The organism is Eoetvoesiella caeni (assembly GCF_003315175.1).
Taxonomy (GTDB): Bacteria; Pseudomonadota; Gammaproteobacteria; order Burkholderiales; family Burkholderiaceae_B; genus Eoetvoesia; species Eoetvoesia caeni.
Window position 1 is genome coordinate 1 of sequence record NZ_QNRQ01000005.1, and the last position, 16,417, is coordinate 16,417.

17 protein-coding genes are annotated in these 16,417 nt (G+C 61.8%); 2 read left to right on the forward strand and 15 right to left on the reverse strand.

Features of this window, described 5'->3' with window-relative positions; genetic code table 11:
* Nucleotides 1-77: 77 nt before the first annotated feature.
* Nucleotides 78-677 carry a PFGI-1 class ICE element type IV pilus protein PilL2 gene (gene pilL2, locus DFR37_RS10500; RefSeq protein WP_113933468.1) on the reverse strand — a complete coding sequence of 200 codons (600 nt, stop codon included), beginning with the start codon at nt 675-677 and terminating at the stop codon, nt 78-80.
* 223 nt (nt 678-900) lie between these two features.
* Here pilL2 and DFR37_RS10505 point away from each other — a divergent pair, with 223 nt between their 5' ends.
* Both DFR37_RS10505 and DFR37_RS10510 read left to right on the forward strand, forming a co-directional pair.
* Entirely contained in the window at nt 901-2,685 is a 1,785-nt protein-coding gene (locus DFR37_RS10505; RefSeq protein WP_012112323.1) for an ATP-dependent nuclease, read from the forward strand.
* Nucleotides 2,672-4,486 (forward strand): ATP-dependent helicase, encoded by a 1,815-nt coding sequence (locus DFR37_RS10510; RefSeq protein ID WP_012112322.1) that lies wholly within the window; start codon nt 2,672-2,674, stop codon nt 4,484-4,486. Before DFR37_RS10505 ends, DFR37_RS10510 begins: the two co-directional genes overlap by 14 nt.
* 68 nt (nt 4,487-4,554) lie before the next feature.
* On the opposite strand, the gene DFR37_RS10515 is transcribed toward DFR37_RS10510, so the two are convergent.
* From DFR37_RS10515 to DFR37_RS10580, 14 genes are all read right to left on the reverse strand, one after another.
* Entirely contained in the window at nt 4,555-5,334 is a 780-nt protein-coding gene (locus DFR37_RS10515; protein ID WP_012112321.1) for a competence protein CoiA, read from the reverse strand.
* Between the two features lie 140 nt (nt 5,335-5,474).
* On the reverse strand, nt 5,475-7,754 hold the full coding sequence (locus DFR37_RS10520; protein WP_012112320.1) for a helicase-related protein: 2,280 nt from the start codon (nt 7,752-7,754) through the stop codon (nt 5,475-5,477).
* Between the two features lie 103 nt (nt 7,755-7,857).
* Complete coding sequence (locus DFR37_RS10525; RefSeq protein ID WP_227335317.1) at nt 7,858-9,006, reverse strand: DUF6094 domain-containing protein; 1,149 nt, start codon at nt 9,004-9,006, stop codon at nt 7,858-7,860.
* 25 nt (nt 9,007-9,031) lie between these two features.
* The gene (locus tag DFR37_RS10530) at nt 9,032-9,682 is read right to left on the reverse strand and encodes a hypothetical protein (RefSeq protein ID WP_012112318.1); all 651 of its coding nucleotides are present in this window, start codon (nt 9,680-9,682) and stop codon (nt 9,032-9,034) included.
* A 104-nt stretch (nt 9,683-9,786) separates the two neighbouring features.
* On the reverse strand, nt 9,787-10,128 hold the full coding sequence (locus tag DFR37_RS10535; protein WP_099814795.1) for a hypothetical protein: 342 nt from the start codon (nt 10,126-10,128) through the stop codon (nt 9,787-9,789).
* A 102-nt stretch (nt 10,129-10,230) separates the two neighbouring features.
* On the reverse strand, nt 10,231-10,557 hold the full coding sequence (locus DFR37_RS10540; RefSeq protein ID WP_099814796.1) for a hypothetical protein: 327 nt from the start codon (nt 10,555-10,557) through the stop codon (nt 10,231-10,233).
* A gap of 93 nt (nt 10,558-10,650) precedes the next feature.
* Entirely contained in the window at nt 10,651-11,340 is a 690-nt protein-coding gene (locus DFR37_RS10545; RefSeq protein WP_099814797.1) for a DUF3275 family protein, read from the reverse strand.
* Between the two features lie 57 nt (nt 11,341-11,397).
* The gene (locus tag DFR37_RS10550) at nt 11,398-12,321 is read right to left on the reverse strand and encodes a DUF3577 domain-containing protein (RefSeq protein ID WP_099814798.1); all 924 of its coding nucleotides are present in this window, start codon (nt 12,319-12,321) and stop codon (nt 11,398-11,400) included.
* Nucleotides 12,322-12,687: 366 nt separating this feature from the next.
* Entirely contained in the window at nt 12,688-13,041 is a 354-nt protein-coding gene (locus DFR37_RS10555; protein WP_099814799.1) for a DUF3085 domain-containing protein, read from the reverse strand.
* Between the two features lie 141 nt (nt 13,042-13,182).
* A complete protein-coding gene (locus DFR37_RS10560; RefSeq protein ID WP_099814800.1) occupies nt 13,183-13,995 on the reverse strand; it encodes a GTPase in 813 nt (270 codons plus the stop codon).
* 280 nt (nt 13,996-14,275) lie between these two features.
* The gene (locus tag DFR37_RS10565; RefSeq protein ID WP_099814801.1) at nt 14,276-14,554 is read right to left on the reverse strand and encodes a uridylate kinase; all 279 of its coding nucleotides are present in this window, start codon (nt 14,552-14,554) and stop codon (nt 14,276-14,278) included.
* A gap of 96 nt (nt 14,555-14,650) precedes the next feature.
* Nucleotides 14,651-15,388: a DUF5983 family protein gene (locus tag DFR37_RS10570; protein ID WP_099814802.1), complete on the reverse strand. Its 738-nt coding sequence runs from the start codon at nt 15,386-15,388 to the stop codon at nt 14,651-14,653.
* A 213-nt stretch (nt 15,389-15,601) separates the two neighbouring features.
* Nucleotides 15,602-15,994 carry a hypothetical protein gene (locus tag DFR37_RS10575; RefSeq protein ID WP_099814803.1) on the reverse strand — a complete coding sequence of 131 codons (393 nt, stop codon included), beginning with the start codon at nt 15,992-15,994 and terminating at the stop codon, nt 15,602-15,604.
* Between the two features lie 21 nt (nt 15,995-16,015).
* Nucleotides 16,016-16,228, reverse strand: coding sequence for a hypothetical protein (locus DFR37_RS10580; RefSeq protein ID WP_073664035.1), 213 nt, complete (start codon nt 16,226-16,228; stop codon nt 16,016-16,018).
* Between the last annotated feature and the right edge of the window lie 189 nt (nt 16,229-16,417).

A 16,417-nucleotide genomic window follows, 5' to 3' on the forward strand; every position in this document is an offset into this window, starting at 1 on the left:
GAGGCCAAGCAGCCAGAGCCACATCAGGCTCTGCACCACCACGGCGGCGGTTGAACGCTGGGCGGGTTGTGGGGCGCTCATGGCTGGCTTCCCGAAACCGAAGGCTCCACCGGGAACGTCTGCACCGCGTCGGCGGCGGATGGCTCGGATGCAGGTTCGATAGCCGCGCTGTCGGCGGGCCGTTCGAAGCAAATCTGTCGTGCGCGATCATCCGCGTGCAGTTCCCAAGCCGGGCCAGCCAGTGTGAGCAGCGCATCGCGTAAGGTCATGGGGCCGAGGTGCAGGTGCGCCGCCGGCAGCGGCAGGGCATACAGCTCGGTCACCGCGTGCGCCGTCTGGCACAGGCCGTAACCACTGCGCTTGAGCACATGCCGCAGCCCATCGCCGACGGTGGCGCGGGCATCTTCGGGCATGGACACGTCGATGGTCTGCAACAGCAGGTCCCGCTGTGCAGCCGGGGGTGCTAGCTCGACTAGCGTGTAGCGACCGTAACGCACAACGGGGATGTACTCGGGCGTCTCGGGTTCGGGTGCGGCCGAGACTTCCTCGATGACATCAGGCGCGGGTGGCGCAGTCGTCGTCGCGCAACCGCCAGCCAGCACCGACCAGAGCAGGCCGAGGACTCCCGCCAGCAGGCGGCGTTCGGGATGGTGAAACCAAGGTGGAGTTGGGCACATAAGCTCGGCGTCCTGAAACATCGAGCCCTCACCATCGCCGCTTAGGCCGGGAGCAGCAGCAAACAATGCGGACCACGCTGCGTCCGATTTACCGGCAGCGGTCTAGTCGAACAAAATCGGCCTCGAGGGGGGCTGTAACGGAAAAGCTCGGTCGTGGTCGGCGGATGGAGGCCGGCCGCATGACTGCTACTATTTGTTAAAACACCAATGGATGGGGACGTAAATGAGGGTTTCTCGGGTCAGGTTGATCAATTTCGCCAATTTCTCGGATGTTGATGTCGAGACGGGGGAAAGCATCGTCATCGTTGGAGAGAACAAGGTTGGCAAGAGCAATTTCATTCGCGGCCTGCAGTTGATCCTTGATCCAGGTTTGTCTGAACGCGATCGACAACTGGGGCTTGAGTATTTCTGGGACGGACTTGGCGAAGACAAGGTTGGTGCGACCATTGAGGTCTCTGTGGATCTAACGGACTTCACAAACGATCCCCGGTTGATGGCCCACCTCAACGACTGCGTGATTAATCCTGGCCCTCCTATGGTGGCCCGACTCACCTATCGCTTCCAGCCTAAAGCGGGACTGGGGCGCGCCCCAGAATCGTTGAAAGACTATGAGTACATAATCTTCGGTGGTAACGATCCCGATATGCTCATTGGTGGCGCACTTCGCCGAATGTTGCCAATAGATGTTCAGGTAGCGCTGCGCGACGCTGAAAAGGACCTTGCGAGCTGGCGTAATTCGCCATTGAGACCGCTCATTGAGGATCTCGCAGCATCCCTGGATGATGACGCCCGCGAGGAGATCCAGAATCAGGTCGATGAAGCACAGCGAGAGCTGGCCGGTCATGAGGAAGTGGTCGCGACAGCGGAACGAATCAGCGAACGGTTGATCGCCATCGCCGGTGGGCAGCATGCCGTCCCGGTATCGCTCGGACTTGCACCTACGCGAGTCGATGCGTTGCTGCGTAGCCTTCGGCTGCTCATCGACAACGGTGTTCGCGGTGTCGGCGATGCCAGCCTAGGAACGGCAAATCTGATCTTCCTGGCCTTGAAGAGCCTCGAACTCGACCGCTTCGTCTCCGAGGGGGAGCGCGACCACACATTCTTCGTCGTCGAGGAGCCCGAAGCGCACCTGCATCCGCATGTCCAGCGTCTTGTCTATCGCTACTTCCTCGGCACAAGAGCTGAAGATGAGGACGAAGCCCCTCCGCTGACGACAATTCTCACTACTCACTCACCGCATATCGCAAGCGTTGCACCGATTAGGTCCATCGTTCTCCTGCGCCATAACGCAGCGGACGGAAAAACCATCGCGGTTTCAACCGCAAACGCACCTTTCACACAGAGGGATGAAGACGACCTCCAGCGCTACATCGACGTCACTCGCGGAGAAATATTCTTTTCCCGGGGAGTGATTCTGGTTGAAGGGGACGCTGAGCGCTTCATCATCCCCGCGTTCGCCGAGGCCCTCGGGATTCCTTTCGACATACTTGGAATCACTGTGTGCTCGGTCGGGGGGACGAACTTCACTCCTTATGTGAAGCTTTTGGGCCCTAAAGGGCTAAATATTCCACATGTAATTTTGACAGATCGCGACCCGGTCAATGGCAAACCTCCACTGGCCCACAGGCGATTAATTAATCTCTTGAACGAGGTCGATGAAGAATATGGCTACGATGACCTGGATATAGATGATGTGCTCAAGTACGCCGCGGAGTTTGGATACTTCGTCAACGAGAGCACGCTGGAATCCGACCTATTCGCTGCCGGAATGGCCGAGGCGATGAAGGCGGTAATCGAGCAGGAGTTGCCGCTGAGGCAAGTCACCCGGGACGCATTACAAGAGTGGGTGGCTGATCCGGATCAGGTCGATGAAGACCGGCTGCTGAAGTTGATTGAACGGATTGGCAAGGGGAGATTTGCACAGGCACTTGCGCCGTCGGTGTCTGAGGGCGTTTGCCCGGCCTACATTCGCTCTGCGCTGGAGCATATCCGCGATGCCGTCGCGTAACGTCGGTACAGCCTACCTGGCTCAGGCTGCCGAGTTGGCTGGAAATCCAGGGCAGTTGGCAGCTTACAACTCTCAAGGACATTGTGTGGTACTCGCCGGTCCCGGGAGCGGTAAGACCAAGACGCTCGTCCTAAAGCTCGCCCGAATCCTGGCCGAAGACGTCGAGTCCCCTCGTGGCGTTGCGTGCATCACGTACAGTCAGGAGTGCGCTCGCGAACTCGTTCGCCGAATTGAAAGCTTGGGACTTCAGCAGGCACCTAATCTTTTCATTGGTACAGTCCATGGGTTCTGTCTGCGTCATCTCTTGATGCCGTATGGACGCTTGGCCGGCCTGCCCATATCCTTCCCGCTTTCGGTGGCCACTCAACGAGTCAGTGATCGGTTGTTGAAGCAAACTGGAGACGCAATTTTCGGGCAGAACCATCCGTACAAGGTCATTGACCTCGGGCGGCATCGCCGTTCCGTGCTCAATCGAAATAGCGTCGCTTGGCGTAGCGAGGAGGAGCTCGCTGCGTGGGCCGAGGCCTACGAGGCCGCTCTGCGCGACGAGGGGCTGATTGACTACGATGACATGGTCGTCTTCGGCCAGCGTTTGATCGCCGAGCACGACTGGGTACTACCTCTGGTTCAGGCAAAATTCCCCGTGCTCGCGGTGGATGAGTACCAGGATTTAGGCGTGGCACTGCATCGCATCGTCAAACGCCTTGCCTTCGACGGGGGTGTCCGACTTTTCGCGGTCGGTGATGCGGATCAGTCGATCTATGGATTCACGGGCGCTGACGGCGCGTTGCTCATGGAGCTGGCCGCACGCGGAGACATCGAGCCTGTTAGGCTCCAACTGAATTATCGCTCTGGCACAGGGATCGTGACGGCGTCGGAGATGGCGCTCGGAGAAGTCCGGGGCTATCAAGCGAGCGATCCAGCTCGACAAGCGACCATTGAATTCGTCCTGCGGCCAGGTGGTATGGCCGATCAAGCCGCGCACGTTGTCGCGCAAATTATTCCGGCAGCATTGGCTTCTAAGCCGGGACGAACACTGGGTGATATCGCAATCTTGTACAAAGACTACCGCGCAGGCGATATCGTCTCCGAAGCTGTGACCGCCGGCGGTTTAGATTACATCCGCGTGGACACTGCGGCGCCTTACCGCAAGGTTTCCCTGACGAGCTGGGTGGAAGATTGTGCGGCGTGGTGCGCGGGCGGCTGGCGTGTCGGACGCCCACAATTGCGCGGACTGATCGACCGCTATCTCGCATTTCATCGAGCGAGCTTGGACGATGCACAAGCTAGGCGCGAGGGACAAGAGCTAACCGCTTTGCTATGGGCGTTACGCTCCGACCAGCAACCTGCGCGTGATTTTGTCGCTTCGCTGCGTAGCGGCATCGTTGACCGTCTGTTGGCTGCTGAATTGGCGCTTGCCGATCAGAAGGAACAACTCGATCGCATGACGGCAGCGCTCGCCGAAGGCGGCGCACTGGCTACGCTGGACATGACGAGTTTGGGCGGTAGGGACGGTTCGCCTGATCATCTAAATCTGCTGACACTCCACTCCGCAAAAGGGTGCGAGTACGATGTGGTCATCATGGTCGGTCTCGACCTCGGAAATCTACCGTGGCGCAACGAGAGTCCAGAGAAGTTGCGAGAAAGCCGCCGGCTGTTCTACGTGGGTCTCACACGTGCGCGTGACGAGGTCCACATGTTGTATTCGGGGTTCGTTGAGGGGCGCTATGGCCCGATGCGCCTTGGGCGCTCGCCATTCTTAGATGAGCTAGAGGCTCGAATGCGTGCCACCGGCATTTGAGTACTGGCCATAGGAACTGAGGAGCCCGGGCGTTTCTTCGGCACATGACAAGGAGCACCACAGCCGAACTACGTGTTTGCCGCCACGCGCTTGGCTGCGGCGAGCTCGTGTGAGCGTTTGGCGGCGCTACTCATCGAGTCCAGGTTATTAATACACCAAAGACCGTCAATGCAGAGAAAGCGATTGCTTAGCACTGCCTCAAGCAGGTCTGGAAGGGTCGCAGTAAAGAATCCGGCACCTTTGATCGTGGGCACTGGCTCTAGCTCAAGCATCGCGACGGGTAGATCAGGAAGGCACGGGCCGAAGTGTCCGCCTGGCGGGAACTTACCCCCAAATTCGGTGCGCAAGCGCTCCTTGCCCATGCTCTTTGCGAGAGTGCTGTATCGCTCCTGCCCCAACAACCAAAGCGACTTGACGCCCTCGTCGCTGTACCGCCCTTGGCGTTTACGGTAGTCGCGGAGCGACTGATACGACCTTTGGATCTCGACGGCCAACCTAACACCATTGCGCTCACCCCAAACGTCAGCCTGCCAGCGGCCTGCGTCACCCGAACCCGGCATTTCAACCGAAGCGCGGCAACCCAAGTCTTCGAGCACGCTGCGCACAAGTATCTTGGCCGCCAGATGCCATTGGCTTTCTTCGGAAGTAGTGCACGCACCTCCTAGATGTGCGAAGAATGGGTAGCCATTAGCACTGACCTTGGGGACCGCTGGAGCGCTGCAGCAAGGCATCTGCAGATCACCAACGCGGTAATTCCGTTGCAACTCGTGCCACTGCACCTGAGACATACGCAGTGCATTGGCTACACCAGTGCCGTCTGCATATGCGGCTTCGATCACCATAGCCATAGTGCCTCCTTAGATTTCGATATTGTCCGATCAGTTTAGCCTTCCCGGCGTTGGAAACGGGGGCGGCGATCAAATCCTCCGAGCAGCAATTTCCTAGAAAAACCGCCGGCACCCCAAAAGGGATGCCGGCAGACAGAGGATCAGGCGGTTACCAGTTGCCGGGCCAGTGCAACCTCGACGGAATCACCATCCTGGTTCAGGACATCGAGCCCGGATTCGGGCACATCGCCCGAGGTGGACTGCGAGACCATGATCTTCTTGGCCATCAACTCAAGGCAGGTCATCTGCGAGGAGCCGGCGTAGCCGAGGTAGATCACGCGCACAGGCTGTTTCTGCCCGATGCGCCAGGAGCGGCGTGCCGCCTGTTGGAGCGAGTACACGTTGTAGCCCGACTGCATGAACACGATCGTCGGAAACTCCAACAGGTCCAATCCCGTCTTGACGAGTTCGGGGTTGGTGATGAGCACGTCGATGCCACGGTCCAACTGCTCGGCGATCCAGTCCTCGCGGCGGCTGGCATCCACGCTTGCGCGCAGTACCGCCACTTTGAAGCCTTCCTGCTCCAGCAGCACCTTCAGGCGCGACGTGGTGTCGCGCGTGCCGGTATAGACCGTATAGGCCAGAACCTTGCGGCCCTGCGCCTTCTCCTCTTTGCAGACGTCGATCAGCTCGCGCTCTTTCGGCGTCAGCTCGAACTCAGAGAACTGAGCCGGGACGAACGCCAAGGTGTTGCGCGTGCGCGGATGCACCACGGTCTCCGACCGGAAGCAGCAATCCGGCCAGGCCAGCAGCACGTTGAGGACCACGCCCAGCAAGGTCGTATCGCGTCGCGCCAGAGCCTGTTTCAGCTCCGCGGTGAGCCGACCCGCCAGATCGCGGTAGGCCGCGGCTTGCGCCGTGTCCATCGCGACTTCACGGAACTCCTCGTCATACGGCGGCAGGACGTTGCCGCCGATGTCCTTGAGCTTGAGAAAGATCGTGAACGGCAGGATGCAACGCAACACGCCCTTGGGGCCGAAGCCCGGAGCCTTGACCGTTCTGACACTGACTTTCGTGCCTTTCGCGGTCTTGTGCGCCGTGCCAGTGCTCTCGGAATAGATGTCCTTGAGGACACCGTGATCGCGCATGAACGCCATCGAGGCCGAGGTCATGCTGCCGCTCGTGGTCGGGCGGTAGCCGTCTTCGATCATTCGCCCGGGTAGGGCTCGGAACAGCAGGTAGAACAGGTCGTCGCCGTAGCCGCCCATCAGCGTGCCGGTCAGCAGCAAGGTCTTGCGAGCCTTCGCCGCCAACACGCCCATGGCCTGGCCCTGGGCGCTTCCGCCGTTCTTGTACTCGTGTGCCTCGTCGGCGATGAGCAGGTCGAACGTGCCTTGCGGTAGGTAGCGCTTGATGAACTCGGACGGCTGGTAGCCGCCCTCGCCGAAGCCGAACTCCATGTTGGCCATCGCACGTTCCATGCGCGTGGCCTGACGGTCGGAAAACACCAGCTCGCCGCTGCCATCCATGAGGTTGATGAACTCATGGATGTTGTCGCCCAGCATCGAGGCCAGGAAGCCATCACCGAACTTCTGCATCAGCCTCTGCGCGGTGACTTCCCCGATGGTCGGGATGCGCTTCAAGGCTTTGAGGACAGCCGAGGACTGGTCACTGCCGGACAGGCTTCTCGGACGGATCAGCGTCCACAAGGGCGCGGCGCAATGGCTGCACTTCCTGCGGTACTCCTCGGCTTCGAGTGCGATCGGGTTGACCGGCTCGCCGTCAAGGTCGGTGATGACAGTGCCGCAGTCCGGGCAGGCCGCCACGTCTCCGTGGCGGGTGCGCCGCCGGGTGAAGACAGGCTTCCAATGGAACCCCATCCGCATCCTGACGCGCCCCAGGACATAGAACTCCTGGCCCGTGGGCTGCACACCCAACTGCTCGCGCAGCCTGATAAGTTTGACGAGGGTATCCGGACCATTGAGGACCCAGACCTTGGCGCCCGTCACCGTCTCCTGGATCTCGCGTCGCCACTTGTAAACCAGGTGTGGCGGCGAAAGCACCAGGGTGCGGCGGTAGCCTTCGGCGTTGAGGACGGCGGCCGTGGCGATGCCGACGGTCGTCTTGCCGCACCCCATCTCGCCATTAACGATCGCGGCGCGTTCGCCACGATCGACCAGCAGCTCGGCGGCGGCATAGACGACTTCGGCCTGGGCCTCAAACAGCTTGCGTTTGAGGCTGGCGACGATGAGCTGGCGGTGCGCCTGTGGCTGGCCGGTATAGACCGGCGGGTTAGCCCGATTGAGAGAGTCCAGCAATTCGTCGCCGAACTCACCGACGAAATCCTGAAGGCTCAGGGTCAGAGGAGAAGGTGCCGCGTCGAGCAGTTCACCCTGCACGGGAGTGGCTTCTGCGGCAGTAGATTCAAGATCGAGGGACATAGTGATGCTCCGAAGAAAAATGGGGCATGCACCACCCCCACAGGGGCAATGGCATGCCCCGTGGTGGGAGAAGAAACGCCGAACCGTCGGCGGTGGAAAGAGGTCAGCGAATGGTCAACACCTCGCCCCGAGTTGGGGAGCCAGGCGTCATGTCCCACGCGCGGATGACGGGAACGAACTTGTCGGTGAAGATGCGGGTCTCGGCGATGGAGCCATCGTCGCGTTCGGTGAATTCCCGCTGGAGCGTCTTGTCCTTGTGGGTGTCCCCCTTGACGACAAGCACACGCCCGGTCTTGGAGCGCACCACGCCGGAGATCGCACCCGCGGCCAACGCCAGGGCAAGATGCCAGTGGGAAAGAGCACGCGCCGGTGGACGCAGCGACTGCTGCGCGGCCCCCAGGTGCGTGTCCAGCGACGGCCAGAGGCCTTGCAACCGGCCAACTTCGTCGGCGAACTGCTCGGGCTCCATCGTCACGCGAAAGAAATGCTCCGGCTCGGCCGGAGTGGCGGGGACGATGTACGGCAGGAACGGCCAATCGCTCGGCAGTTCCTCGGCTTCGACTTCGCCAAGCCCCACCTGCAGCAGCAGATTGCGCATGGCCTTGACGCCATCGAGGGCCTGCTCGCGCTGGCGTGCCCTGCGGCCGAAGATCACCACCTGCTTGAACTGCGTCTCCACCGCTCGGTAGATCCGCAAATCGGTGTAGTGGCGTGTCAGCCAGCCGACCAGCTCCGCGTCGAGCACGTAGCCGGGGACGATGAAGACCAGCACGCCGCCGTACTGCAGCAGCGACAGGGTGCGTTGGTAGAACAGCTTTTCGAGGCGGGCACGGCCCTGGCCTTGATAGCCGATGTTGCCATTGACATCCTTGGATAGGTCGCCATACGGCGGGTTGAGCCAGAGCAGTCCGAACGACTGCTTGGAGACCATTGTGTCCATCAGGTCCGCGTGCAGGCAATGATCGACGAGGCCGCGGGCATGGCGTGCCCGCTCCGCGTCGAACTCGACGGCGAACGCCTTGGTCTGCTCGCGCCCGAGGGCATGGGCGGCTTCGGCGACAGCCACGCCTTCGCCGGCGCAGGGATCGAGGATGCACATCGTCCCGTCGCTGGGCATCAGTGCGTTGAGGGCTCTTTCGAGCGTGGGTTCGTCGGTCGGGTAGTAACCGTTCTTGGCGAAATTGCGGGCGAGCCGCGGGAACATGCGGGCCATGGAAGTCTCCTGGTTGGCGGGAAGGAATGGCGGAAGCACGCCAAGGCGTGCCTCCGCGGGTGGATCAAGCCGCTACCGCTTTCGGCGTCCAAATCTTGGCCGGATAGGGATAGGCGGTGAGTGCGTCACTGCGGATCAGAGAGCCCAGCGCCAGGGTCAGCGCCGGCACGTCGATGGCGAGCCGATGGCCTTCCAACGGCCCAAGGGCGAACGGAAGGCGGGCCAGCATCTCGCGGGTCTGCAGCAGCTCCAGCACGGTTTCGCGCCAGTGGTCGAGTAGCGGCAACGGGCAGGTGTCGCGCACCAGCGTCCACAGGCGGTCAAGCCGGTGGGCGCTGTCGCGTGGCAGCAATGCCAGTGCGCTGGCGTTGGCCTTGTCGGGCTTGACGCAGCGCCGGTCGAACAGCCACACGTTGGAGAGGGAGCCGAACAGCGTGCGCCGGTAGGCCCGCGTGATGCGCTTCTCCAGATGATCGACGTTGCCGATGAACACCGGGACGCTGCCGCCCTGGTCGGTGAGGATGTGGAACTGGTCCAGTCCCTGCTCGTCGCGCCCGAGGGTCAGGCGGGCGAGGAACTGCTGGACGGCGGTGTCGCGCGCCCAGATGGACAGGAAGATCAGGCTGCCCTGGTCGTCGCCGACGCAGGCGTCGGCCATCAGGTCCGGGCATTCGTCGATGTGGAACAGCGTGGTGGATGAAGTGTGTGCGTGCATGGTGGTGTCCTCGATGAAATGAGGGGCAGCACCGCCCGCAGGGGCAGCGAATGCCCCGTTAGGGATGAAGGAATGCGGATCAGGTGTTCGATCCGCTTGGGCGTTCAGAACGTCTGTTCGGTGAACGAGCCGTCGGCCTGATGCTTGACGACCCGGTTGCCAACGTTGCCCTCGCAGTCCTGTTGGACTTCGGTGAACATGCTTTCGGGCACGTCGATCTGGAAATGGCGCAGGACCACTCGGTAGTAGTCCAGGTCGTGGTTGAACGGGTCGCTCTCGTGCAGGTTGCTGTACAAGAAGTCGTCGCTCTCGACCTTCGCGGTATCGTCGATCAGCTCGGCCGGCTTCTCGATAAATAGGAAGAAGTAATTTGCCGGCCGGTCCCAGCCCAGTACGACAGTGATGGGAAAGCCCTTGTGAATGGTGTCGAAGTAGTGCCGACTCATGGTGATGTCCTCGGTGAATCGGAAACAGCACCGCCCCTGAGGTAGGTGCTGCCCCAAGCGGTGGAGAAAAGCCGCGCAAGCGGCGATGACGTGTGCCGGACCTCAATAGTCCGAATCGCAACCGGCCGGGCAATAACCCAGTTCGATTCCGTGCGAGCAATAGCCGTTTTCGGCGTTCCAGTCCTGGGTTTCCTGCCTTTCGGCCGGTGTGGCGTAGTCCCATTCCTGTGCGATCTGCAGCGCCTGTGCGCGATGTTCTTCGGGCAATCGACCAACTTGCGCGTCGATCGCCGAGCTGAAGCGCTCTACGTAGTAGTCGTGAGACAGTCCGCAACCCTTGGTGGCTTGTGCGGCTGCCGTCTCGCAGAGAGCCCGCCACGCGGGTTCATCCAGTGCAGAACGGGGTGTATCGCAAGCGATGGTGGACATGATGGAGACCTCCAGAAGAAAGCCGGGGCCTCTCCGCATAGGGAAAGAACCCCGGCGGGTGGATGAAGAACACCGTGCATGCGGTGTCTGCGATCACGCAGGTTGCAGTTCGGCCTGGCGGCTCCACTCCTGCGTCTTGAAGTTAAGCGCGTAGCCCAGTTCACCCAGGCGGGCGATCTGCGCGCGCAGGGCCCGGCGGTCGATGGTCGAATCCAGCTTGACGGACTCGCCCAGTGGCCAGAGCAGGCCGAACAAAGCGCTGTCGCCCCCTTCGGTGCCGTCGGGAGCAGCCGCCGCAGCGAGCGTCGGTGCGTCCACACCGAAGGGCGTGGTATCGACCAGCGGGTCCGCCGAGGCCTGCACGGGTGCGGGCTTGGCGGGTCTGGAGGCCTTGGCGGGCTTGGCCGGCGTTTCCGCAGGTTGCGTCCCCACCTCTTCATCGAGTGGATCGACTTCCTGGGTGGCGAAGCTGCGGGCCTCATCACGACTCAGTTTGTCGATGCCGTTGAGCGTCATACCATCGAGGTTGGCGCGGACTTCAAACCGCGCGCCGCCCGCGACCGGGTAGGACTTCGCGAAGATGTAGCGAATGACGAAATCCCCGTCGTACTTGCCTTCGGGGTACTGCTCCAACTCCGCGTCTTTAACCGCGAACTCGCCGATGGGGGTGGAAAGACGACCAACCGTGAACGGGCCGTTCTTGCCGCGGATGGTCCGCAACGTGAGCTGGCCCGGAACGACGATGGGTAGGACTGATCTCGTAGGTGCCGATGTGGCTGCCATGATGGTTCTCCTTGACGAATAGGAAAAAGGCAAGGCCCCGTGAGGGGCCATGCCGGATCAGAACGAAGCAGCCAATGCCGGCTCCTGCTCCTCGACTTCAACTTCGGACTCGCGCTCAGCGGGCTCGGCAGATTGGTCGGAAACGGCGTCGGCGGCAGTGTCGATGACGGCTTCGGTCGCGGGTGCGTCCTCCACCGGCGCTGCCTCGGCTTGTGCCTGGCTCGTCGGATAGACCTGGGTGCCATCGATCTTGATCAGACCGATGTGGACCAGCGTCGATTCCAGGCTTGCGGCCGGTTCCCCAGCGTGCTCGCCCTTGGTGCGGATGTACGGATCGATCTTCATGTCGTTGAGACGGAAGGCGATCAGTACCTTGCGATCCCCTTCGATGGCCTGCACGCATCGGCGAACCAGATGCTCGGCTTCAGGGGTGGCGACGATCGTGTCGAAGTACCGATATTCCGGTTCATCGACAGGTCCGGCGAGCGCGGCGATGGAGCACGACAGGAACGGGTCACCATCCTTGGGGGTGATGTCCTTCGGACGGTTGAGGTAGCCGATGCCACGGGTGATCAGCTCGTGCTGCTCGATCGAAGCCAGTTCGGCCCGCTCGATCAGCTCGGCCTTGAGCAGTCGCGCCTTGAGAGACGCGGCGGCCTTGCCTTGGTTCTCGCCCTTGTCACGGATGTACGCATCGCCCCAAAGGTCGCCGAGGCGAAAGCGCACCAGCGGGCGCTGCTTGGGATCGTCAACGCCGATATAGCGCTGAACGAGCTTCTTGGCCTCGGCACCCGAGACCTTGACGTCGAAGTAGCGGTAGCTGGGGTCCCTGGCGGGGCCGACCAGCGCGGCAATGGTGCATGCCAGGAAGGGCTGCGCACGGCGGCCGCCCCTGACGGGCACTTCACGGACACGCTGGATGTAGCCGATGCCCGAGGTGTGGAGGTCGAAATACGATTTCTCGTTCGAAGTGGTGTTCATGGTGAATCTCCATTGGGAAAAGCGGAGACACACCGAGCCCACGCATGCGGGGAAAGGTGCGTAACCCCGCGATGGGTTGATAAGGCGAAAGCATCCACCACCAGGGACTGGTGGCCGCTCGCGGATGGATGCGGTGCGAGCTGGCTTGGTCACGCAGTGGAAACTGCGCCGCAACCTCAAAGACCGATGGTTGCCTGGCATGTCGCTGACAACGTCAGCAGGCATGGGGTCAGCATGGCCGGCCCTCGCGCGCGCGGCAGCAATCAATTGGCATCCGGGTGTTCCCCTTTGTCCACGCAGCCCGGCTCAACGCAAAAAGAAAGCCCCCGGCGCGGGGGCTGCGAGAGTCGAGTGGCGGTTGCCGCGCTATGCGGGAGGCACCACCTCCAGCGACAGATGTGTGGCGGTGGCCGACAGCATCAGGTCGTCTTCGGTGTGCAGGATGCGCGTGAATACGCCGTCCTTCGGGTCGAAGTACTCCGCGAAGTCGTCGCCGCCCAGTTCGGCGCGCGCCAGCTCCCACCAGTCGTCGAACGGATCGGTATCCGGGTTGCAGCCGACGGCATAGGCCAGCAGCTTCACTCGCCCATCCGGGCGGCGTTCTCCCTGCTCGGCGAGGAAGTACACGCCCTGGTCCTTGACCAGGATGACGGGGCACTGGCTGGCGATGGCCTCGGTCAGCACGGGGCGCAGGTCGGAGCCTTTGAATCGCAGTGACATGGTTGAAATCTCCTGTGTGGATAGAGAAAAGGCCCTCCACCCGCCTGGATGGAGAGCCTGTGGGCACATGACCAATGGGCTGAAACGCCGTGGCGGGAGCCACGGGTCAGCCGAAGAACCGCCAGGATTCAGTCCCCGGCGTCATGCCGGCACCGCCTGGCGCTGCCGGGCAGCCTTGGCGTCGATCACGCTCACATCGATCAGGCGCCAACGTCCGTCGTCGATAAGTCGCTCCAACACTTCGCCGAGCATGTCGAAATACACCTCGTCATGCCGATCGACCAATTCGCCGTCGCGGTGCAGCTCCACCATGTAGGTGTCGCCACCTCGGTCGTACAGCACCGTCACCCGGCCCTCGAACTTCGCGGTCAAGACCGTGAAGCTGATCGCCGGAGGCGTCTCGATGATCTTGGACGGTGTCGGATCGACCCAGGTGAAATCCCGGGCACCGGCATCGACCAGCATGTGGGTGATACGCCGGAAGCCATCGGGCGCTGGCATTTCCTCCAACTGCTGGATGAGCTGGCCCAGTTCCATGCACTGCGGCTCGGGGATGGGCAGCTTGGCCGGCGCGGAGCCGAGGATGTGCGTCTTGACGGTGTAGGGAATGCCGTCGGACGTCATCTCGGTGCGCTCTTCCGGCGTGTCCGCCCGCAGCCCATCGAAACGGCGCCGTGCGTAGGGTAGGACATGCACCTTGGCGCCTTCGTCGGGGACGGTGGTCACCAGCTTGGAATCGAGCACAGCGAACTCGCTCGGCTTGAGCTTGACGACGATGGCGTCGTCAGTGATTGCGACTACCTTCCCGTCGAAGGGCTGGGGGTCGATGACGAAGCCCAATGTCGAAGACTGCGGCTGATCGTCGAACACGCGGTACTTGAACGACCGCACGTTGCGGGGCACGTGGCCTGCAACAAGCGAAGGCATCATGGATTTGATGAGGGAACGGTCCATGGGAAATCTCCTTGAGGAAGAAACAAGGGATTCCCCGCCCGCAAGGGAGAGGTCCCTTGTGGGTGTGGACGCGGCACGTCCGTGGAAAGCATCGACCAGCACGGTTTCCCGTGCTTGCAGCCTTGAAGGTCTCGGCTGCCTGGGCATGTGTCGGCAACGCCGACGAACATGGGGCAAGAATGGCCCGGGAGTGAGCGGCTCGCCCGCAGGAAACAGCACCCCGTCGCACCCGCTTTCCTGTGCCGTGGGCAAGAAAAAGCCCCTCGAAAGGGGCTTGGGGTCAGGCTTCGTACACGAAGTAGTGTTCGCGCTGACGCGGGAAGAACACGTGCTTCCACGTGTCACCGCTTGTGTTGCCACCGTCGAATACGACCATTTCGTAGTCGTCAATGTCGGTGTCCACCAGATCGGCGCTGTCGATATGGCGCATGTGCAGCGTACCGCTCATGCGTTCGAATACCAGGATCTGGCCGATGGCGTCGTCCTGGCTCATGGCGTCGACGCAGGCTCCAAGCTGATTCTCGAAGTCGGGCGTGGGCAAGATGAGGTCGGGGAACATGAGATTGCTCCTATGGAATTGAACCAGCCCGGCTCCTGGTGGGAGGCGGGCTGGCATGTGGGGGATGAAGGGGAAGGCTTGCGCGTCGTGCATCTGCTAGGTCTCAGCCAGTGGCAGGCCCAGTAGCGCGGGTGCGTCGGCATCTAGGATGAGGATGCGCACATCGGCCTGGCCGGCCAATTCAAGGATGTTTGCCAGGTCGTCAGGCATGCCCTTGTCCCGGTGCTCCTGTCGAAGCTGCTCCGCACTGATGCCCTCGGCATATTCCAGGTTCTTGTCTGTCCAGGGCGTGGAGATCAGCTTGACGCCAATCGCCGGGCTGTACGGAACCCGGAAGGCGATGAAAAGAAAGGCCTCCGGTGTTGCAAGGTCTGCCAGGTTGGCGAGGTACTGGCCGGTTTCTTGGCTGATGTGTGCACTGCTGATTTCCCAGCAGCGGCTGTAATAGCCGGTCTCGAAACTCAACCGCTGCACCACGTCGCGCGCGGCCTCCTCGGAATAGGTGTCACCGATGTGGACCGGGCGGCCGTCGAGGTCGTCGCCATGGATGGCATAGACCACGGCGCCCACCACGCCTTCGCCGTTGATGCCTTCAACAGCATCACATTCGGCGATCAGCTCGTCGCTGATGGCGTCAGTGCCGTTCCTGATCCACGCGAAGTCGCTGGTGACGATGCAGGGGGAAGAAACCAGCGCCCCGTCGGAGAGGTGCTGTTGGCTCGCGTGGATGTTTCGCCACACATGCGGACTTCCGTCCCCGTAGCTGATGCACAGCGTTCGGACGATTTTCAGATTCCAGTAGCCGCGTACAAAGGGATTGGGATTCTGGGTCATGGGATTTCTCCAGATTGAATAATGGAGCCAATTCCCGCCACCGGGAATTGAACCCCGGTGGGTTGAAAGTGGAAAAAGCGTCAGGCGGCACTGATCGATGGCTTTGGGCCAATCGGCGCAGGCTGACGGAAGAAAAATTGAGGGACATGGTCGCGTGGGCGCATGTCCCTCATGGGCAGTGAACAAAAAGACGGTGGTATGCCGGAGACCGGCTCACCAACCGCTGTAGTTCACCAGCAGGTCGGCGATGACCTTGCGGCGTTGCAGATCGAGACCGTCGAAGTCCGACAGTCCTTGGAAGTGGCAGCGCTTGAGCATGGCACCGCCCTCGCGCGCGTTGTAGAAGCTGAACATGGCGGACAGGAGCATGCGTTCTCCGCTGCTCAGGACGCCGAGAGCGTCGTTGGCACGCAGCATGTCGGGACGCAGGTCCCACTTGCTCTTGGCCTGGTTCAGGCCGTCGCGCGTGCCGTCGCCAAACCATTGCGGGCCTGCGATCTCGACGCCACGCTTCCAGGCCTCGAAGAAGGCTTGGGGCGCGGCGGCGAAGTGCTGCTCTTCCCGCATGATCTGATCGACGACTTCCCGTGGCAAAAGCTGGTTCATGACGTGATTCCTCAAGTTGGATCAGGGTGTGGCGAGCTGAGACCAGCCGCCTCTTTCGAGGGCACGTTGAGCCGCGGCATAGCTGCGGAAGTACTGGCAGGATTCCCGCGAAACGGGACCTTCGGTATCGCGCGTGCCGATGTAGTGGCCGGCGGCGCTATGCAGGACTTCGAGCGGCAGGAACTTGCCGCAATGGATCAAGGCCAATTGGCCGAAAGAGGCTTGCTGGGACATGGACGGTCTCCTTGGAGAAGCGGGGCCTTGTCCCTCACGGGATGGCAGCTCCCGCATGCGGTTGAAAAAAAATGCATCGGCGTCACGAGGACGCGCGTCCGCAGACTCGATGCGATGGCGGACTGGCGGGTGGCGCGGAGAGAATCCGCGGCAGCCTGGAAACCCTGGCTGCTGGCATGCTGCTGACGG